Source organism: Scytonema sp. NUACC21, from assembly GCF_054684315.1.
Genome location: NZ_BAAFZH010000082.1, coordinates 59,651 through 75,408 on the forward strand (window position 1 = coordinate 59,651; position 15,758 = coordinate 75,408).

General features: G+C 41.6%; 16 protein-coding genes and 2 pseudogenes. 12 read left to right on the top strand and 6 right to left on the bottom strand.

The annotated features are described in order from the left end of the window. Positions 1-91 precede the first annotated feature (91 nt). Positions 92-961, top strand: a complete 870-nt coding sequence (locus ACYRY3_RS19025) for a DUF72 domain-containing protein (RefSeq protein WP_460203170.1) — start codon at positions 92-94, stop codon at positions 959-961. 90 nt (positions 962-1,051) lie between these two features. Here the strand turns inward: ACYRY3_RS19025 and ACYRY3_RS19030 are convergent, their stop codons facing one another. Next, on the bottom strand, positions 1,052-1,555 hold the full coding sequence (locus ACYRY3_RS19030) for a hypothetical protein (protein WP_460203171.1): 504 nt from the start codon (positions 1,553-1,555) through the stop codon (positions 1,052-1,054). A gap of 482 nt (positions 1,556-2,037) precedes the next feature. Between ACYRY3_RS19030 and ACYRY3_RS19035 the strand changes: the two genes are divergently transcribed. Then, a complete protein-coding gene (locus ACYRY3_RS19035; RefSeq protein ID WP_460203172.1) occupies positions 2,038-2,436 on the top strand; it encodes a hypothetical protein in 399 nt (132 codons plus the stop codon). Positions 2,437-2,663: 227 nt separating this feature from the next. Here the strand turns inward: ACYRY3_RS19035 and ACYRY3_RS19040 are convergent, their stop codons facing one another. Further along, positions 2,664-2,894, bottom strand: coding sequence for a hypothetical protein (locus ACYRY3_RS19040; RefSeq protein ID WP_460203173.1), 231 nt, complete (start codon positions 2,892-2,894; stop codon positions 2,664-2,666). Between the two features lie 37 nt (positions 2,895-2,931). Between ACYRY3_RS19040 and ACYRY3_RS19045 the strand changes: the two genes are divergently transcribed. Together ACYRY3_RS19045 and ACYRY3_RS19050 are read left to right on the top strand one after the other, a co-directional pair. Further along, positions 2,932-3,069 (top strand): hypothetical protein, encoded by a 138-nt coding sequence (locus tag ACYRY3_RS19045; protein ID WP_460203174.1) that lies wholly within the window; start codon positions 2,932-2,934, stop codon positions 3,067-3,069. A 218-nt stretch (positions 3,070-3,287) separates the two neighbouring features. Further along, the gene (locus ACYRY3_RS19050) at positions 3,288-3,719 is read left to right on the top strand and encodes an Hsp20/alpha crystallin family protein (protein WP_460203176.1); all 432 of its coding nucleotides are present in this window, start codon (positions 3,288-3,290) and stop codon (positions 3,717-3,719) included. A gap of 280 nt (positions 3,720-3,999) precedes the next feature. On the opposite strand, the pseudogene ACYRY3_RS19055 reads toward ACYRY3_RS19050, so the two are convergent. After that, a pseudogene (locus ACYRY3_RS19055) lies at positions 4,000-4,215 on the bottom strand (helix-turn-helix domain-containing protein); the annotation flags it as partial. Between ACYRY3_RS19055 and petH the strand changes: the two are divergent. The 7 genes and pseudogenes from petH to ACYRY3_RS19090 all read left to right on the top strand — a co-directional run. Continuing rightward, a pseudogene (gene petH, locus ACYRY3_RS19060) lies at positions 4,215-5,402 on the top strand (ferredoxin--NADP reductase); the annotation flags it as partial. The pseudogenes ACYRY3_RS19055 and petH overlap by 1 nt on opposite strands. Before the next feature lie 147 nt (positions 5,403-5,549). Then, positions 5,550-6,851: a homoserine dehydrogenase gene (locus ACYRY3_RS19065; protein WP_460203177.1), complete on the top strand. Its 1,302-nt coding sequence runs from the start codon at positions 5,550-5,552 to the stop codon at positions 6,849-6,851. Between the two features lie 193 nt (positions 6,852-7,044). Further along, positions 7,045-7,449: a DUF4112 domain-containing protein gene (locus ACYRY3_RS19070; RefSeq protein WP_460203179.1), complete on the top strand. Its 405-nt coding sequence runs from the start codon at positions 7,045-7,047 to the stop codon at positions 7,447-7,449. Between the two features lie 361 nt (positions 7,450-7,810). After that, positions 7,811-9,391, top strand: a complete 1,581-nt coding sequence (serA, locus tag ACYRY3_RS19075; protein ID WP_460203180.1) for a phosphoglycerate dehydrogenase — start codon at positions 7,811-7,813, stop codon at positions 9,389-9,391. A 76-nt stretch (positions 9,392-9,467) separates the two neighbouring features. Further along, a complete protein-coding gene (gene prmA / locus ACYRY3_RS19080) occupies positions 9,468-10,388 on the top strand; it encodes a 50S ribosomal protein L11 methyltransferase (RefSeq protein WP_460203181.1) in 921 nt (306 codons plus the stop codon). A 49-nt stretch (positions 10,389-10,437) separates the two neighbouring features. Next, positions 10,438-10,656, top strand: coding sequence for a type II toxin-antitoxin system HicB family antitoxin (locus ACYRY3_RS19085; protein WP_460203182.1), 219 nt, complete (start codon positions 10,438-10,440; stop codon positions 10,654-10,656). Next, complete coding sequence (locus tag ACYRY3_RS19090; protein WP_460203183.1) at positions 10,656-10,883, top strand: type II toxin-antitoxin system HicA family toxin; 228 nt, start codon at positions 10,656-10,658, stop codon at positions 10,881-10,883. The genes ACYRY3_RS19085 and ACYRY3_RS19090 overlap by 1 nt, the downstream gene beginning before the upstream one ends. A gap of 1,070 nt (positions 10,884-11,953) precedes the next feature. On the opposite strand, the gene ACYRY3_RS19095 is transcribed toward ACYRY3_RS19090, so the two are convergent. Further along, on the bottom strand, positions 11,954-12,811 hold the full coding sequence (locus tag ACYRY3_RS19095) for a phytanoyl-CoA dioxygenase family protein (protein WP_460203184.1): 858 nt from the start codon (positions 12,809-12,811) through the stop codon (positions 11,954-11,956). A 441-nt stretch (positions 12,812-13,252) separates the two neighbouring features. Beyond that, positions 13,253-13,570: a thioredoxin gene (trxA, locus tag ACYRY3_RS19100; RefSeq protein WP_460203186.1), complete on the bottom strand. Its 318-nt coding sequence runs from the start codon at positions 13,568-13,570 to the stop codon at positions 13,253-13,255. 145 nt (positions 13,571-13,715) lie between these two features. Between trxA and fabG the strand changes: the two genes are divergently transcribed. Continuing rightward, positions 13,716-14,477, top strand: coding sequence for a 3-oxoacyl-[acyl-carrier-protein] reductase (gene fabG / locus ACYRY3_RS19105; RefSeq protein ID WP_460203187.1), 762 nt, complete (start codon positions 13,716-13,718; stop codon positions 14,475-14,477). Positions 14,478-14,556: 79 nt separating this feature from the next. Here the strand turns inward: fabG and ACYRY3_RS19110 are convergent, their stop codons facing one another. After that, positions 14,557-15,636, bottom strand: coding sequence for an MraY family glycosyltransferase (locus tag ACYRY3_RS19110; RefSeq protein WP_460203188.1), 1,080 nt, complete (start codon positions 15,634-15,636; stop codon positions 14,557-14,559). Between the last annotated feature and the right edge of the window lie 122 nt (positions 15,637-15,758).

The window sequence follows — 15,758 nt, forward strand, 5'->3', positions numbered from 1 at the left end:
CAGAAAGAAAACATGTTTTTTGCTCCCATTTTGACTACAGTACCGACACTCTAGTTACTATGGATGGAAAAAGACCTCAAGAATAAGGATTGTGCTTCTTTCTCATTCCCCCTTTTTTATCGGTTGTGCTGTTTGGGCGTATAAAGGTTGGGTAGGTGAACTCTACCCCCAAAGCACGCGTCCTGCTGACTTTTTGCATCTTTATAGCAGACGTTTCACCACCGTTGAAGGAAATACCACCTTCTACGCCGTACCCAACGCAGAAACTGTCACCCGTTGGGCTGCGGAAACTCCTCCTGGTTTTGAGTTTTGCCTAAAATTGCCACGGGATGTCACCCACAAAGGACGGTTACAACCCCATATTCCCAACGCCTTAAAATTTTTGGAGCAAATGAGTCCTTTAGGTAAACGCCTTGGTCCTATCTTTGCCCAATTACCCCCAAGTTACTCACCTGCATTAATGGATGACCTGACAACCTTTCTTGAAGCTTGGCAACAAACAGGATATCGTTTAGCGTTAGAAGTTAGACATCAAGAATGGTTTACAGAACCAGCAGCTAGTCGTTTAACCGCACTCCTAGAAAAGCTTGGTGTTGGAAGAGTACTGCTGGATTCGCGTCCTATCTACACTGGAGATGATGACCCTCAATTACAATCGGAAAGGCGCAAACCCAAGCTACCCGTGCAATTTAGCGTGACAGCACCTTTTAGCTTGATTCGGTTTATTTCCCATCCCACCCTATCTGTGAATCAGCCGTTTATGGAAGAGTGGGTGATTCAGATTCAACAGTGGTTACAACAAGGAACACAAACTTATTTTTTTGTTCATTGTCCAGTAGAAGAGAAGTCACCAAGCACGGCGCGTCATTTCCAAAAGTTACTGGAACAAAACCATGCAGCAGTTCCTCCTTTACCTTGGAATCTTTTGGACAATCCTCCCAATCAATTAAGTTTGTGGTAATCGTGCTGTTAAGTAGTTCAACCTAAAAAAATATAAAACCTTCGTAGTTGCAATGCACGCGCTTGCATCGCAACTACGAACCTAAATGAATTAGTGCGTTTTTCCATTTCTTACTGGGCTAATGGGAATAATAGCAGTAGCATCCACATTGAAATTGAAAGCAGATATTAACCAACGACCTGCTCGTTTGTAAACTGTAAAATCCCAAAAAACTATACTTCTTTCATGTAAGGATTCAATATAAACTACTTGAGTTTTTTCTGTTAGAAATATAGTATCAATCACCGAATAGCTTATACATTTACCCAGGTATGTTTTAAATATGTTATCATGTTCATTACTAAATTCAATTATGCTATTTTTGAGAAAAAAACTACTGTGGCTTGCCCATATATTATATGGGTCTTTAGTACTATTAGAGCAAAACACTTCAAATCCTTCAATAACACCAGATGAAGCATTTGAATTCACTTGGCTTTGACTCATTTTGTTTGTTTCTACAAGCTTTGTAGGTTTTTGAGCATAACTAACAGTCCCTATACTGGTAAAAATTATTGTAGCTATTAAACTGACAAAAATTGAACTTATTTTCATTTAAAAAATCTCCTTTAGCATTATCAATTTTAAACCCAAACTTACTGAAAGTTTATATACAAAGATCGACTTTAATCGTCAATTGTTTTTTAGTAGACACTTTATATTCCTTAAGTAATATCTCAATATAAGTGGCTATATATATATCAAGCTTCAACTCAAAACTTTATGTAAAATATCTATTCCTGTTTACAAATCTACACGTTATACCAATTCTGTATGACGATGCGCCGAATTATATAACGAACCGCGATAGCGTTCGCGGAGCGTGCGCTTTGCGCTTAGCGTGCGTGCCAGCGCATAGGGCGCAAAGGACACAAAGAAAGAGATGTAAAGAATAATGTGATGGCTCATAAATCTTATGCCTTGCTACTGATAAGTAAATAGAGAGTTGAGCGAGCGTTTTGACTATTTGATGAAACTAGAATCATTAGTCTTGAGTTAAAATGTCAACTTTCCTTGAATTAGTAGGAGACAGAAGAATGTTACGGCAATTATGGCAACGTTTATATCCACGTTTATATGAGGAAAAACCAGATAAGAAACAGATAGTTGAAGTCAGAGGATTCCGTGGACAACTCAAAACCTTAATCTTCTTTTCTATCATTGAGTACTACTACTTTCTAGTATTCAGTACCATGATTACTGTACCTGTTTTATTAAATGCCAACAAGCCCAACGAAGAAAATTCTCTCAAATCAATATCTGTAGAATCAGTACAAACAGGATTATTAATGGATTTTGCTCTTGGTGTTGTTTCCTTTGCAGCGGCTTACTATCATACTCATAGGCATTGTAAAAACTTAGCCTGTCAACGTTGGTTTTTTAAGTACAAAGCTCCAACCGATAAAAGTCAATACGAGATAAATATCCAGCTTTGAACTGCTTGTACTTGTCATTACTATTTTGAGAAACCTTTGTCAGAGTAGAAGTTAATACATGAAAGCAATTGAGTTAAATCCAAGTTTTGCGAGTGCTCACCGCAATCTGGAGGAAATTAAGCAAATGATTCATGACAGCAAATAATTAGATATACTCAGATCTTGCATCATCGCCTTTTACGCCGACTTATACTAGAGTGTAGGTACAATTGTTCTTCCCAACTCACCTATGTCTGACCAACAAAAACGAGGGAAATTTCCACTAACCTAACAGGGCTTGAAATATCACTGCGCGTCGCAATCAATTGAATTGAGTGAATGTTCTGAACCTGAATTCTGATTGGAGTTGGTAGAAGGAAAGTTTTTGGTAGGTTCAGTTTGCCAGAATCAACAGAGCGATCTGCCGAAGGCAACAGCGAAGCTATCGCAAACAATAAACCGCTTTGACATTGTGCCAAAGCGGTCTGCTTAATATAGTTATTCTCGGTATAAAATATGAACCTGAATCATGGGGTTGCTTTCACCAATATGTTCTTAACCATGTCAGACTCAATTACTATAATGCAACATTCCAAACGCGATCGCCGTGTGGTGAACTCTACATTATATGTAGTGGTTTCTCAACCCAATTGATTGTGTTTGTCGAACAACAGGATTTTTATTTGTTGTCACTCTTGTAAAATCTAGAAAAAATATTCGGTTTACCACACTTTTTCTAGAACCCTCAATGACGGTACGGTCATCATGAATTGGATGGTAGTTAAAGCCGAAATTCCAAAAACTTTTCCAGCAATATTATAAGAATTGAAGCTAAGCAAACCACAGATAATTCCAGAAATTAAGAGAAACCTATGGCATTAATTCGTTATAATCCCTGGCAAGAAATTAACGCAATCCAACGCTTATTTGAAGAGACAAGAGTCCCCTTTGAAAGAGAATTCATTAAAGTTCCGGCGGCGGAACTGACCCAAACAGATGATGCGGTGTACCTGAAGTTGGAACTTCCAGGAATGGATGCCAAAGATTTAGATATCCAAGTGACAGAAAACGCTGTTTCCATTAGTGGAGAGCGCAAATCTGAAACTAAAACCTCAGACAAAGGCACGACAAGGACTGAGTTCCACTACGGTAAGTTTCAGCGTGTGATTCCATTGCAAGTAAAAATTCAAAATACTAATGTCAAGGCAGAATACAAAGATGGTATTTTGAATCTGACTCTGCCGAAGAAAGAGGAAGAGAAGAACAAAGTTGTCAAAGTGAACTTAGAACAGCCAGCAGCTTAATTGGTCGCTTGGGTTATGATATCCCATTGCCACCATTAAGTTAGGAGGAGATTACTAATTTACAAGAATGCCCGGTCTAATGACTGGGCTTTTTTCTCTTATACCAATTTTTTATGAAGCCGCAAGCGATTTTTACCCCTCCTAACCTCCCCTGAGTAAGGGGAGGTGCCGTAGGCGGTAGGGTTCTTTCTATGCATCTTTATATAGAAACGGTATTAGGTAAGAGATGATAGTTTGAGAAAATTATAATTGAAGACGCAAGCCGACCACACGGAGAATATCAAATCTCTAGTGAACAGTTTATAGCGAACTCCAATGTTCGGGCGATTCGTTTTCGTTCAATATCCTTCATGGGTGGGGCACCAAATAAGCGGGAATATTCACGACTGAACTGTGAAGGACTCTCATAACCAACCTGATAAGCCGCCTGGGTTGCATCAGCGTTTTCAGCCAGCATCAGACGACGTGCTTCCAATAATCTCAACTGTTTTTGATGATAAAACAAACTACCCAATTCGTAAGAGTGGCAGTGTATTCATCAGAGTGCCTTACAACCGCATGAATCAAGAAATGCGGCGTATCACTCGCCTAGGCGGTAAAATTGTTAGCATCCAGCCCATGAGCGCTTTGCAGCAACTCAATGGACATACTCCCACTAACAACGCCACATCTGGTGAGACTGCTGGCATTGAAGCAAATGGTAAAGCCACACCTGTAGCTGAGAAACAGCCCAAGAGTAAGGACAATGAAGGCAACACCATGACTCAAGCGAAAGCCAAGAAAGACGCCCACGCTGACGTTCCCGTAAACATTTACCGTCCCAACGCTCCTTTTGTCGGTAAGTGCATTTCTAATGAAGCGTTAGTTCAAGAAGGTGGTATTGGTCTTGTTCAGCACCTGAAATTTGATATTTCCGCTGGCGACTTGCGATACATCGAAGGTCAAAGTATCGGTATTATCCCCCCTGGTGTAGACAAGAACGGTAAGCCTGAAAAACTCAGACTGTACTCAATTGCTTCAACCCGTCATGGTGACGACGTTGATGACAAAACAGTATCGCTCTGTGTACGCCAATTGGAGTACAAGCACCCAGAAACTGGCGAAACAGTTTACGGTGTTTGCTCTACATACCTATGTCACCTCAAGCCAGGAGATGACGTAAAAATCACCGGTCCAGTGGGTAAAGAAATGCTTTTACCCTCAGATACCGACGCTAACGTTATTATGATGGCGACAGGAACAGGTATCGCGCCCATGCGTGCTTATCTGTGGCGGATGTTCAAAGATAAGGAAAGAGCAGCTAACCCGGACTACCAATTTAACGGTTTTTCCTGGTTGATTTTTGGTGTTCCCACAACTCCCAACATCCTTTACAAGGAAGAGCTGGAAGAAATTCAGCAAACCTATCCTGATAACTTCCGCTTAACTTACGCTATCAGCCGCGAACAGAAAAACCCCCAAGGCGGAAGGATGTATATCCAAGACCGCGTAGCAGAACACGCTGATGAGCTTTGGCAATTGATTAAAAATGAAAAAACCCATACCTACATCTGCGGCTTGCGGGGTATGGAAGATGGTATCGATGCAGCACTCAGTGCTGCAGCTGCCAAAGAAGGCGTAACTTGGAGTGACTACCAAAAGCAACTCAAGAAAGCCGGTCGCTGGCACGTTGAAACATACTAATTGTACAGACCAGCCATGCTTAGTCTCTACTTTTGACAAAAGGCTGTAGACTAGATAAGAAAAATAATCAGTAGGTAGGGCATATGCTCTACCTACAGTTGTTTGTGTATTTAAAAACAATCTAAAATCTATAATTGGTAACAACTTGTGGGTGTAAAACTCGGAATACTGGGATTGGGTACTGTGGGGACAGGTACGGTGCAGTTGCTTCAGGATGGTGCTGGACGTCACCCACTCTTGCAGGAAATCGAAATATATAAAGTGGGAGTTCGATCGCTTGACAAATCTCGTTCGGTCAAACTATCCGACTCCATATTGACAACAGATTTGGAGGCGATTGTCAGCGATCCAAAGGTAGATATTGTCGTTGAGGTGATAGGGGGATTAGAACCAGCGCGATCGCTTATTCTAAAAGCTATCAAAAATGGCAAACACATTGTGACGGCGAATAAAGCAGTCATATCGCGGTTTGGTGAGGAAATCTTTACGAATGCCAATCAAGCCGGGGTATACGTCATGCTAGAAGCTGCCGTAGGTGGAGGGATTCCCGTGATTCAACCCCTCAAGCAATCACTCAGCGTTAACCGCATTCAAAGCGTCACTGGTATAGTCAACGGCACCACTAACTATATCCTGACTCGAATGCAAACGGAAGGCAGTAATTTTAGTGATGTTTTAGCTGATGCCCAAAGATTGGGTTACGCTGAAGCAGACCCTACAGCGGATGTGGATGGGCTGGATGCTGCTGATAAAATTGCTATCCTTGCCTCCCTCGCCTTTGATGGGAGAATCAGACTAGAAGATGTTTACTGTGAGGGTATTAAACAAGTCAGCAAAACAGATATCACTTATGCTGACAAACTGGGATTTGTCATTAAACTACTCGCGATCGCCAAAACAGTCATCCCCCCCTCTGCCTCTTCTACTCCCCCCATATCGCTCAGAGTCCATCCAACCCTGGTTCCAAAAGCTCATCCCCTAGCCAGCATCAACGGTGTAAATAACGCCATTTTTATTGAAGGCGAACCCATAGGAAAAGTCATGTTGTACGGACCTGGGGCTGGGGCTGGGGCAACAGCTAGCTCTGTAGCATCTGATATCTTGAACCTAGTAGCATCACTGAAAACAAGCACGGTACTATCCAACCCACTGCTAGCTTGTAGACATCAGAACTACTGCGAAATTATGCCAATGACAGAACTCGTCACGCGGTTTTATGCAAGATTTCTCACAAAAGATGAATCAGGAGTGATTGGTAAAATAGGAACGTGCTTTGGCGATCGCGGAGTCAGTTTAGAGTCAGTTGTCCAAACAGGATTTCACGGAGAACTTGCAGAGATTGTTGTTGTTACCCATGATGTTCGGGAAGGAGATTTCCGACAAGCACTGACAGAAATACACAACCTTCCTGCGATAGATAGTATCCCCAGCTTGTTGCGAGTCCTCTAAATAAAGGATAAAGGGAAGGATAAAGGATAAAGGGTAAAGGGTAAAGGATAAAGGATAAAGGATAAAAATTTATACTTCATACTTCATACTTTATACTTCATACTTCATCCTTCATACTTTATACTTCATCCTTCATATTTTATTTCCATTGATATAAGACAAATGCGGAACAGGAGTGCGACCATACAAAATTATGGATACTGTAAAGCGTATAGCAACTCTCAACCGCATTCGTAGACTTAGCCGCCTGATGGATACGTCTTTACGTATCCCCGGTACTGGCTTTCGCATCGGACTCGATCCGATTATTGGTTTAATTCCTGGTGCTGGTGATTTAATCAGTACGGGTTTTTCAGCGTACATCATCTTTTTAGCAACTCGCTTTGGCTTACCACCGAAAACCATAAGCCAAATGATTTTTAATATTGCTTTAGAAGGAGTCGTGGGGACAATACCTTTGGTAGGTGATTTATTTGATGCCTACTACAAGTCCAATATCCGCAATTTGGCAATTTTAGAGAGCCATCTTACAGCAGTTGAACCAGAATTGCAAAAAGTTGCCTCTGAGTTGGAATCGACTCAGGGCACTCAAGTATAAGAAATATACACAGCTTGAATTTGGGGCATACTATTAATTGCCTGACTGTTTAATGCCCCGACAAATTAATATTGAACTGGACTAAGAAATTTTCATAAATATATAGGTTTTAGATATAGGTTTTCCCACGATTGATGGTTTATATTACCGAGTGAGTGGTAAAAAAGCCAGTCATCTTTTAAGGCGGGAGGAAGTACTGCATAGTTCGGATAACTGACCCTCTAGTAATATCATGTGCTTGAGGTCGTCGATCGCATGGGTCCTGCATTTTATAGCAATCATTCCTGCAAAAGTGCAAGCATTTCAGTCTAAACTGGAAAGTCCGTCTTTAGGAATACCTATAGCTTTACAATAAGCAATCATGTCTAAGGTTCTTGTCTCCGATCCAATCGATCAAGTTGGGATTGACATTCTTTCCCAAGTTGCCACAGTAGATGTTAAGACAGGTTTAAAACCAGAGGAACTCATAGAAATCATTGGTGAGTATGATGCACTCATGATTCGCTCTGGAACCCGTGTTACACAAGAAATTATCGAAGCTGGCACACAGCTAAAAATCATTGGTCGTGCTGGTGTTGGTGTCGATAATGTTGATGTCCCAGCAGCCACCCGTAGAGGAATTGTGGTGGTTAATTCTCCAGAGGGGAATACTATTGCTGCTGCAGAACACGCACTAGCGATGATGCTTTCCTTGTCGCGCCACATTCCCGACGCCAACGCTTCAGTGAAACGTGGTGAGTGGGATCGCAAAACCTTTGTTGGTGCTGAAGTTTACAAAAAAACTCTAGGTATTGTAGGATTGGGTAAAATTGGTTCCCATGTTGCTGCTGTTGGCAAAGCACTGGGAATGAAACTGCTAGCTTACGATCCCTTCATTTCCACAGAAAGGGCAGAACAAATTGGCTGCCAATTGGTGGATTTGGATTTGCTATTACAGCAGGCAGACTACATTACGCTGCACATACCCAAAACACCAGAAACGACTCACCTCATCAACACCGCAAGGTTGTCAAAGATGAAACCCACCGCCCGCATTATCAACTGCGCTCGTGGTGGTATTATTGACGAACCAGCCCTAGCTCAAGCTATCAAAGAGGGCAAAATCGCTGGTGCAGCACTTGATGTGTTCGAGAAAGAACCATTGGGTGAATCACCATTAGCATCCTTGGGCAAAGAAATTGTCCTGACTCCCCATTTAGGTGCTTCCACAACAGAAGCACAAGTGAATGTGGCAATTGATGTTGCCGAGCAAATTCGGGATGTGTTGTTGGGACTCCCAGCAAGGTCAGCAGTCAATATCCCCGGACTCAGCCCCGATGTGATTGAAGAACTCAAACCCTATATGCAGTTGGCGGAAACCCTAGGTAACTTGGTAGGACAGTTAGCTGGTGGACGGGTGGAATTGCTCAACGTTAGACTGCAAGGCGAACTAGCAACAAACAGAAGTCAGCCTTTGGTGATTGCATCCTTAAAAGGGTTACTTTACAAAGCACTGCGGGAACGGGTAAATTACGTAAATGCCAGTATTGAGGCAAAAGAGCGGGGAATTCGCGTGATTGAAACGCGAGATGCTGCAATCAAAGATTATGCAGGGTCGCTGCATCTGGAAGCAACCGGTTCTCTGGGTACTCATGCTGTGACAGGGGCTTTGTTAGGTGATGGAGAAATCCGTCTCACCAACGTGGATGGTTTCCCAATTAACGTTCCTCCCAATCAGCATATGCTGTTTACCCTACACCGAGATATGCCAGGAATTATTGGCAAATTGGGTTCCCTACTGGGTAGTTTTAACGTCAATATTGCCAGTATGCAGGTAGGTCGCAAAATCGTTCGCGGTGATGCAGTTATGGTTCTCAGCCTGGATGACCCCCTACCGGATGGCATTTTGTCTGAGATTACTAAAGTACCTGGAATCCGAGACGCGTATACGGTAACACTGTAAAAAGCATGAAGGATAAAGGATGAAGGATGAAGTCAACGTTTTTTATCCTTTATCCTTTACACTTCATACTTGAAATATGGCAAACACCTGGTGGGAACTACAAATTCAATGTGAACCAGAGCTAGAAGAGTCTATCTTTTGGCGTTTGGAAACTTTTGGCTGTCGTGGAACAGCTAGTGAAAACAAAGGCGGTTCTTTTTTAGTACGCAGTTACTTGCCCCAATTCCAAGCAAATCTTTTGGATTTGGCAGCGCTGTCATTGTGGTTGCGTCAAGATGCCCTGTGTATTGAACTGCCCATACCTGTGGTAAGCTGGGGGTTGATTGACGAGCAAGATTGGTCAAGTAGCTGGAAACAGTACTGGCAACCCCAGGAAATAGGCGATCGCATTCTCATTAACCCAGCATGGCTACCAGTACCGGAAAATTCCGAACGTCTGGTTATTCTGTTAGATCCAGGTGTAGCATTTGGCACGGGCAATCATGCTACAACCCAGATGTGCTTGGAATCCTTAGAAATGCGCTTAAGCCCTTTAGCAGAAACATCGCTGACGGAGAATAAAGAAACAGAAGATGTGGTTATTGCGGATGTTGGGTGCGGTTCTGGTATCCTTTCTATAGGATCTCTGTTACTGGGAGCAAAGAAAGCCTACGCGGTAGATATCGACCCCCTAGCAGTTAGATCGACTGTAGAAAATCGCCTAATGAATCGTGTAAGCCCAGAAAGCCTGGTGGTAGGAGAGGGGAGTGTAGACGCATTAATACAATTAGCTCAACAGCCAGTGGATGGTATTGTTTGTAATATTCTGGCAGACGTTATTATTAGTTTGGTTCCCGAATTGAATGCGATCGTCAAACCCAGCACTTGGGGAATTTTTAGTGGGATTTTACTTGAGCAATCTAAAGCTGTTGCTGATGCTTTGGAGAAAAATGGTTGGGTTGTGGCTACTCTTTGGAAGCGCAAAGAATGGTGTTGCTTAAACGTGCGGCGATCTTAAAATCATAATTCATACCTAGAGTACTTTTTTGAAAGTAGGATGTTTGGCAATGGCTGTTAGTAAGCGAGAATTCTACGTCATCATTGAACGAGATGAAGATGGGTACTATGTTGGTGAAGTACCTCAGTTGAAAGCCTGTTATAGCCAAGGTGAAACTATTGATGAGTTAATGACAAATATAAAAGAAGTTATTGAACTTTGCTTAGAAGAAGAAGAAGGGAATGAAAATCTACCAGAATTTGTAGGTATTCAAAAGGTAGTTATCTGATGTCAAAACTACCTGCTTTAACCAGCGATGCAGTTATTAATGCCCTCAAAAAAATAGGTTTTCAGATAGTTCGACAGAAAGGTAGTCATGTACGAATGCAACATGAAGATGGACGTGTAATAACGGTATTTGTTCACGCTGGCAAAACTATTGGTAGAGGTTTACTACGTAAAATACTACGCGATACCGAACTTACACGCGATGAGTTTATCGAATTGCTTGACTGAAACAAAAGATACTACATCCCTTGTAAATCTATACCACTCATAAATCATTTTTGAAAAATCTCTAAATAATGTAGGGTGGGCACTGCCCACCAATTGAACTACATCCCTTGTAAATCTGTACCAATCCTACTCCTTTCCCGCTAGAAAATTACCTATTTAAATGAACCGCAAAGATGCTAAGGACACAAAGAAAGAGGAAAAGAAGATCGATAATCTTACACTGGAAAGGAAGTAAATCATTTTTGGAAAATCTCTAAATAATGTAGGGTGGGCAAAAGGAGAACTTTATGTACTAGAGCTTGGTTCGTTTAGCTGTAGTGGCGAGTATGGATGCGACTTGAGTTTGATTATAGAAGCTGGTGCAAAAGCTGCTTTAGAAGATTACGAATTAGTAAATGCTTAAAACCTATATTTACATATTGGACTATGCACATTAACAAACAGTATTATTTTAAATAATCGTAAGAAATGGAAATGTAATCTTTGTCGAAAAGCACGGTATTTGAAATATTAACGAGGGCTCCAATACATAACTATCTCATAGCGATCGCTGCTGATTCTAAATGACTCTACTGGAGAAAATCATCAACCTGTAGGCTTTTACATAATAAAGTGACAGAAATCGCGCTATATTACAAGTATATCCCGTAATTCTATTTTAGATTTTTTGCTGAAGCTTTATAATATAAAAGACAAAATACCGTAAAGTTACGGTTTTTGAAACAGGGTTATTATTAATATCATTATCTAAAATCAAATTATTCAATAAAACAGGGTTAATAACCTATCACTTATATGCTTTCCTGAACGCAAACTCTTGGGGCAAAACATCATTTATTAGAAATCATAACTTGTAGGCAAAAGAGCTTAAAAATTGACTAACTGTAAAAATTAACTATTGTTTATAAAAAAATAACTCATATATACAAAGATAGCTGTTTGAGGTAGGTGCTAGGATTTGGATATTGCTACCCCAAACATAAACTTTTCGGGAATTCCCGAATTCAAGCAGATGCCACGAGCAACTTACGGTGATAATGTCAAAGCGAGAGTAAGCGTTTATTTGAAGTTTACTTCTGTAGCGAGTGTGTAACTAAATCCTCTGACAAAAGTAACTCGGCTCGGGGATAAGTATCATCCCAAAATTGGGTGCAAAGGTCTGGTCGCTCTGGGGGGTTAGCGGTGTAACAAAAGAAGAGCGTTGAGCGAGTTTGTGTACGTATTGTACCGTGATGTAAAACATTTTTTGTATCTACAAGAACAATTGTACCTGCTGAGCCCAGGCAAGATTTCCAAGCTGATTTGGGAATGGCTTTTTCTACGTCTTTATCATCTATGCCCATATAGCTTGACTTCCAAAGTGCGTAATAAAGCCGGTAATATTGCCAACTCAATAAAGAGGTTAAAGAGCGTGGAATGTATTGAAATGGTCCATGCTGTTCTTCAACGTCATGCAAGTAAACAAAAATTTTGATGAGACGGCGATCTTCTGCATCGCTATGCCATAACAATGTACCAAATTGGCGATCGCTTGGAAAATCTTTCCGTAAATGCACGCCATGAAAAATAATAGGAAGACCTATATAATTTTCGATGATGCTAAGTAATCTTTTTTCTGTTGCCCAACGAGAAAACTCTGGTAAACCTGTAACTGTGTAAATTTGCGGCCACCTTTCATCTAGATGCTCATTATTTGGCTCAGACATCCGAGACAACTGATGCCCAGCAGCTTTGAGCAATTCTGAGCTTGAAGTTAATCCTAAATTTGCAAGTGTTGTTACACAAACGCCATCACGTTTAAGAGTATCAACAATCCAGCGATCTCTTTCTTCTAACGCTGGCAAATTTTTCTTATACCTCCAACGCGCTATTCCACAACCCAAGTCAGAGTAGAGCGCCTGCATTTTACGTTTAATGGTGTTTAACACGATGCACATCCCTTCAAACTTTAATATTTGTAAGTTAGGAATTGAGTAGACTCTGTTTATAATCCATGTCTTCTGGGCATTATCCGGATTCTTACAAAAACAAAAAGTAAGGAGGTAAAATACTAAGATTATTTGCTGAAGAGTCAACTCTTTACCCGAGTTAAATACTAGCCTTAGACAAGACTAGAGTTCATCAAAAAATAATAGCAAATTAAATGAATTCAGTATAAATTATTGATAGCTTAGCCAGATAATAATGATGGATTTAAGCATTTATCTATTACTACCTTTTTCAAGTAAGTTGTTGACGGAGAAACTGCAAATTTTTTAAAAAATACTGGAAAGTGGGAGGTGGTTGAGTACAATTTGTGACAAATTTCGTCACCCCCCATTTCGTTTAAACTCAGTCGGTAGTACGGGTCACCCGCCTGAGTGAAGTCTTTAAATCAAAGTATTTAGACGTTGTATTAATTGTGGGGCTTGCAGTACACCTTCAATTCGATCCACGGGACGACCTTGCTTGAATATCACGAGTGTTGGTAATGCTTCAATACGATACTGAGTTGCTAACCCAGGATATTTCTCTGTATCAATTTTTACTACTCTTATCCGCCCTTGAAGTTGGGCGTTGACTTGCTCCAGAATTGGACTCATCATGTGACACGGACCGCACCATTCGGCGTAAAAATCCACCACAACAGGAACGTCAGAACCAGATAGCATTTCTTCAAAGCTGTTGAATTGCTTTTTGGTAGCCATATGATACACACTAAATTTCTATAGTTTGATTTTTCAATAGTAGTCGTTAGCAGCAATTCTCAGCCCAGTCTCAATGATTGTTTTCAATATTGCACCAATATCGCCCTATTATGTATAGCGCGATAGACATGAAGGAAAATGGTCAATGGATTTATTACCAGAGAATTTGCAAAATTTACGCGGACAAGTCGCAATTGTGACTGGTGCTTCACGAGGAATTGGACGTGCGATCGCTCTCGAATTGGCAAAACTGGGCGCAAATGTCGTGGTAAACTATGCCAGTTCCAGCAATGCGGCTGACGAAGTTGTCAAGACGATTACCGAGGCTGGAGGAAATGCGATCGCATTACAAGCAGACGTAAGTAAGCTAGACCAAGTAGAAGCCTTAGTCAACGCGGTCATGGAGAAACTCAGCCGAGTTGATATTTTAGTCAACAACGCAGGTATAACTCGAGACACTTTGCTTTTACGCATGAAGCCAGAAGATTGGCAAGCCGTCATCGATCTCAACCTCACGGGTGTTTTTCTCTGTACTCGTACCGTTAGTAAAATTATGCTCAAGCAACGTTCTGGGCGAATTATTAATATTGCCTCCGTTGCGGGACAGATGGGCAATCCCGGACAAGCGAATTACAGTGCGGCAAAAGCAGGAGTCATTGGCTTTACCAAAACCATTGCCAAAGAATTTTCTTCTCGGGGTATTACCGTTAATGCTGTTGCTCCTGGCTTTATCTCTACAGATATGACAAGCGATCTCAGATCTGAAGAAATTCTTAAATTTATTCCTCTCGGTCGCTACGGTCAACCAGAAGAAGTTGCTGGAATGGTGCGCTTCCTTGCCGCCGATCCCGCAGCTGCTTATATTACCGGGCAAGTCTTTAACGTCGATGGCGGAATGGTAATGTAAAAAAGTATGAAGGATGAAGGATAAAGTATGAAACAAAAGTTACAAATTTCATACTTTATCCTTCATCCTTTATACTTTATCAAGCTGTTCGTATTTTTTGCAAAACAACGAAGCCCAAGAGAGAGATGATGCCGACGGTAGTTACAAACATCTGTACTAAGCTCATGTTTTGCAATCTCATCGCCAACAAATTGCAAATCAAAGCAATTGACCAAAGGGTCAGGGCAGCGTGGCGTTGAGATAGACCCCATGCAAGCAAGCGGTGATGCAGGTGATCTTTACCAGGAGTACTGAGAGGGTTTTTACCTGCCATCAATCGTCGAATAAACACTTGAGTCGTGTCTAGTACTGGCAAGAGGAGAAACAAAACCGGAGCAACCAAGGAGACAGCCGTGGGGGCTTGGAGGTTTCCCAAAATACCCGTAGCAGCTAGTACGTAACCAAAAAAGTATGCTCCAGCGTCACCCATAATAATGCGTGAGGGGTGAAAATTATGGCGTAAAAAGCCTAGCGCTGCTCCTCCCAATGCTGCCAGAACCAAGGTTGCTGCTGCACGGTTGGGAACTTGGGCTGAAACTGCTAGTAAACTCATGGCAGAGATAAAACTTACGCCTCCTGCCAAGCCATCCATGCCATCCATGAGATTAATGGCATTGGTGATTCCTACCACCCACAGTACTGTTAGTAATATTGATAGCAAATAGTCTAAAGGGGTGCCAAAAGAAACACTCATAGTGATGCGATTGGCAACCAGTAACAGGGCTGTCAGTATTTGAATTAATAAGCGAAAAAGAGGAGGTAAGCCGAACTGGTCGTCGATAAAGCCTACAAGGACTAATATCGAACCACCTAGTAGAATAGTCAGTACCTGAGCCAGTACTCTTTCGAGTTCGATGGGTCGTAAGAGACTAGCTAGTACCACTGCGGCAATTACTCCCGCATAAATAGCCAGACCCCCTGCATTGGGAAGAGGTTCGCGGTTAATCCGCCGTGCATTTGGTTGGTCAGCCCAACCTACACGCAAAGCGAACTTACGAACTGACGGAATCATGCGCCAAGTGACTGCATAAGCTAAAAGAAACGTAAAAACTACTGCCAACCAGCCGGAACCGCTGGGATTAGCAATACCTAGGGAACGAAGCGCACTGTATATATTCATGTTTTGCCATTTGGGTTGCCTGCTTGTCTTTAAGCTTCAGTTTTATCTTGTACACCTTGTCTATTGCTAGTTTCCTATATCAATTTATGATTTAATATTGGCTCTCAATGTAGGCATAACTG

What these genes read in the sequence shown, in the direction of transcription:
- ACYRY3_RS19030 (WP_460203171.1), bottom strand. Translation starts at nt 1,555, where the DNA reads ATGAAAATAAGTTCAATTTTTGTCAGTTTAATAGCTACAATAATTTTT.
- ACYRY3_RS19035 (WP_460203172.1), top strand. Translation starts at nt 2,038, where the DNA reads ATGTTACGGCAATTATGGCAACGTTTATATCCACGTTTATATGAGGAA.
- ACYRY3_RS19045 (WP_460203174.1), top strand. Translation starts at nt 2,932, where the DNA reads ATGAACCTGAATCATGGGGTTGCTTTCACCAATATGTTCTTAACCATG.
- ACYRY3_RS19050 (WP_460203176.1), top strand. Translation starts at nt 3,288, where the DNA reads ATGGCATTAATTCGTTATAATCCCTGGCAAGAAATTAACGCAATCCAA.
- ACYRY3_RS19070 (WP_460203179.1), top strand. Translation starts at nt 7,045, where the DNA reads ATGGATACTGTAAAGCGTATAGCAACTCTCAACCGCATTCGTAGACTT.
- serA (WP_460203180.1), top strand. Translation starts at nt 7,811, where the DNA reads ATGTCTAAGGTTCTTGTCTCCGATCCAATCGATCAAGTTGGGATTGAC.
- prmA (WP_460203181.1), top strand. Translation starts at nt 9,468, where the DNA reads ATGGCAAACACCTGGTGGGAACTACAAATTCAATGTGAACCAGAGCTA.
- ACYRY3_RS19085 (WP_460203182.1), top strand. Translation starts at nt 10,438, where the DNA reads ATGGCTGTTAGTAAGCGAGAATTCTACGTCATCATTGAACGAGATGAA.
- ACYRY3_RS19090 (WP_460203183.1), top strand. Translation starts at nt 10,656, where the DNA reads ATGTCAAAACTACCTGCTTTAACCAGCGATGCAGTTATTAATGCCCTC.
- trxA (WP_460203186.1), bottom strand. Translation starts at nt 13,570, where the DNA reads ATGGCTACCAAAAAGCAATTCAACAGCTTTGAAGAAATGCTATCTGGT.
- fabG (WP_460203187.1), top strand. Translation starts at nt 13,716, where the DNA reads ATGGATTTATTACCAGAGAATTTGCAAAATTTACGCGGACAAGTCGCA.
- ACYRY3_RS19110 (WP_460203188.1), bottom strand. Translation starts at nt 15,636, where the DNA reads ATGAATATATACAGTGCGCTTCGTTCCCTAGGTATTGCTAATCCCAGC.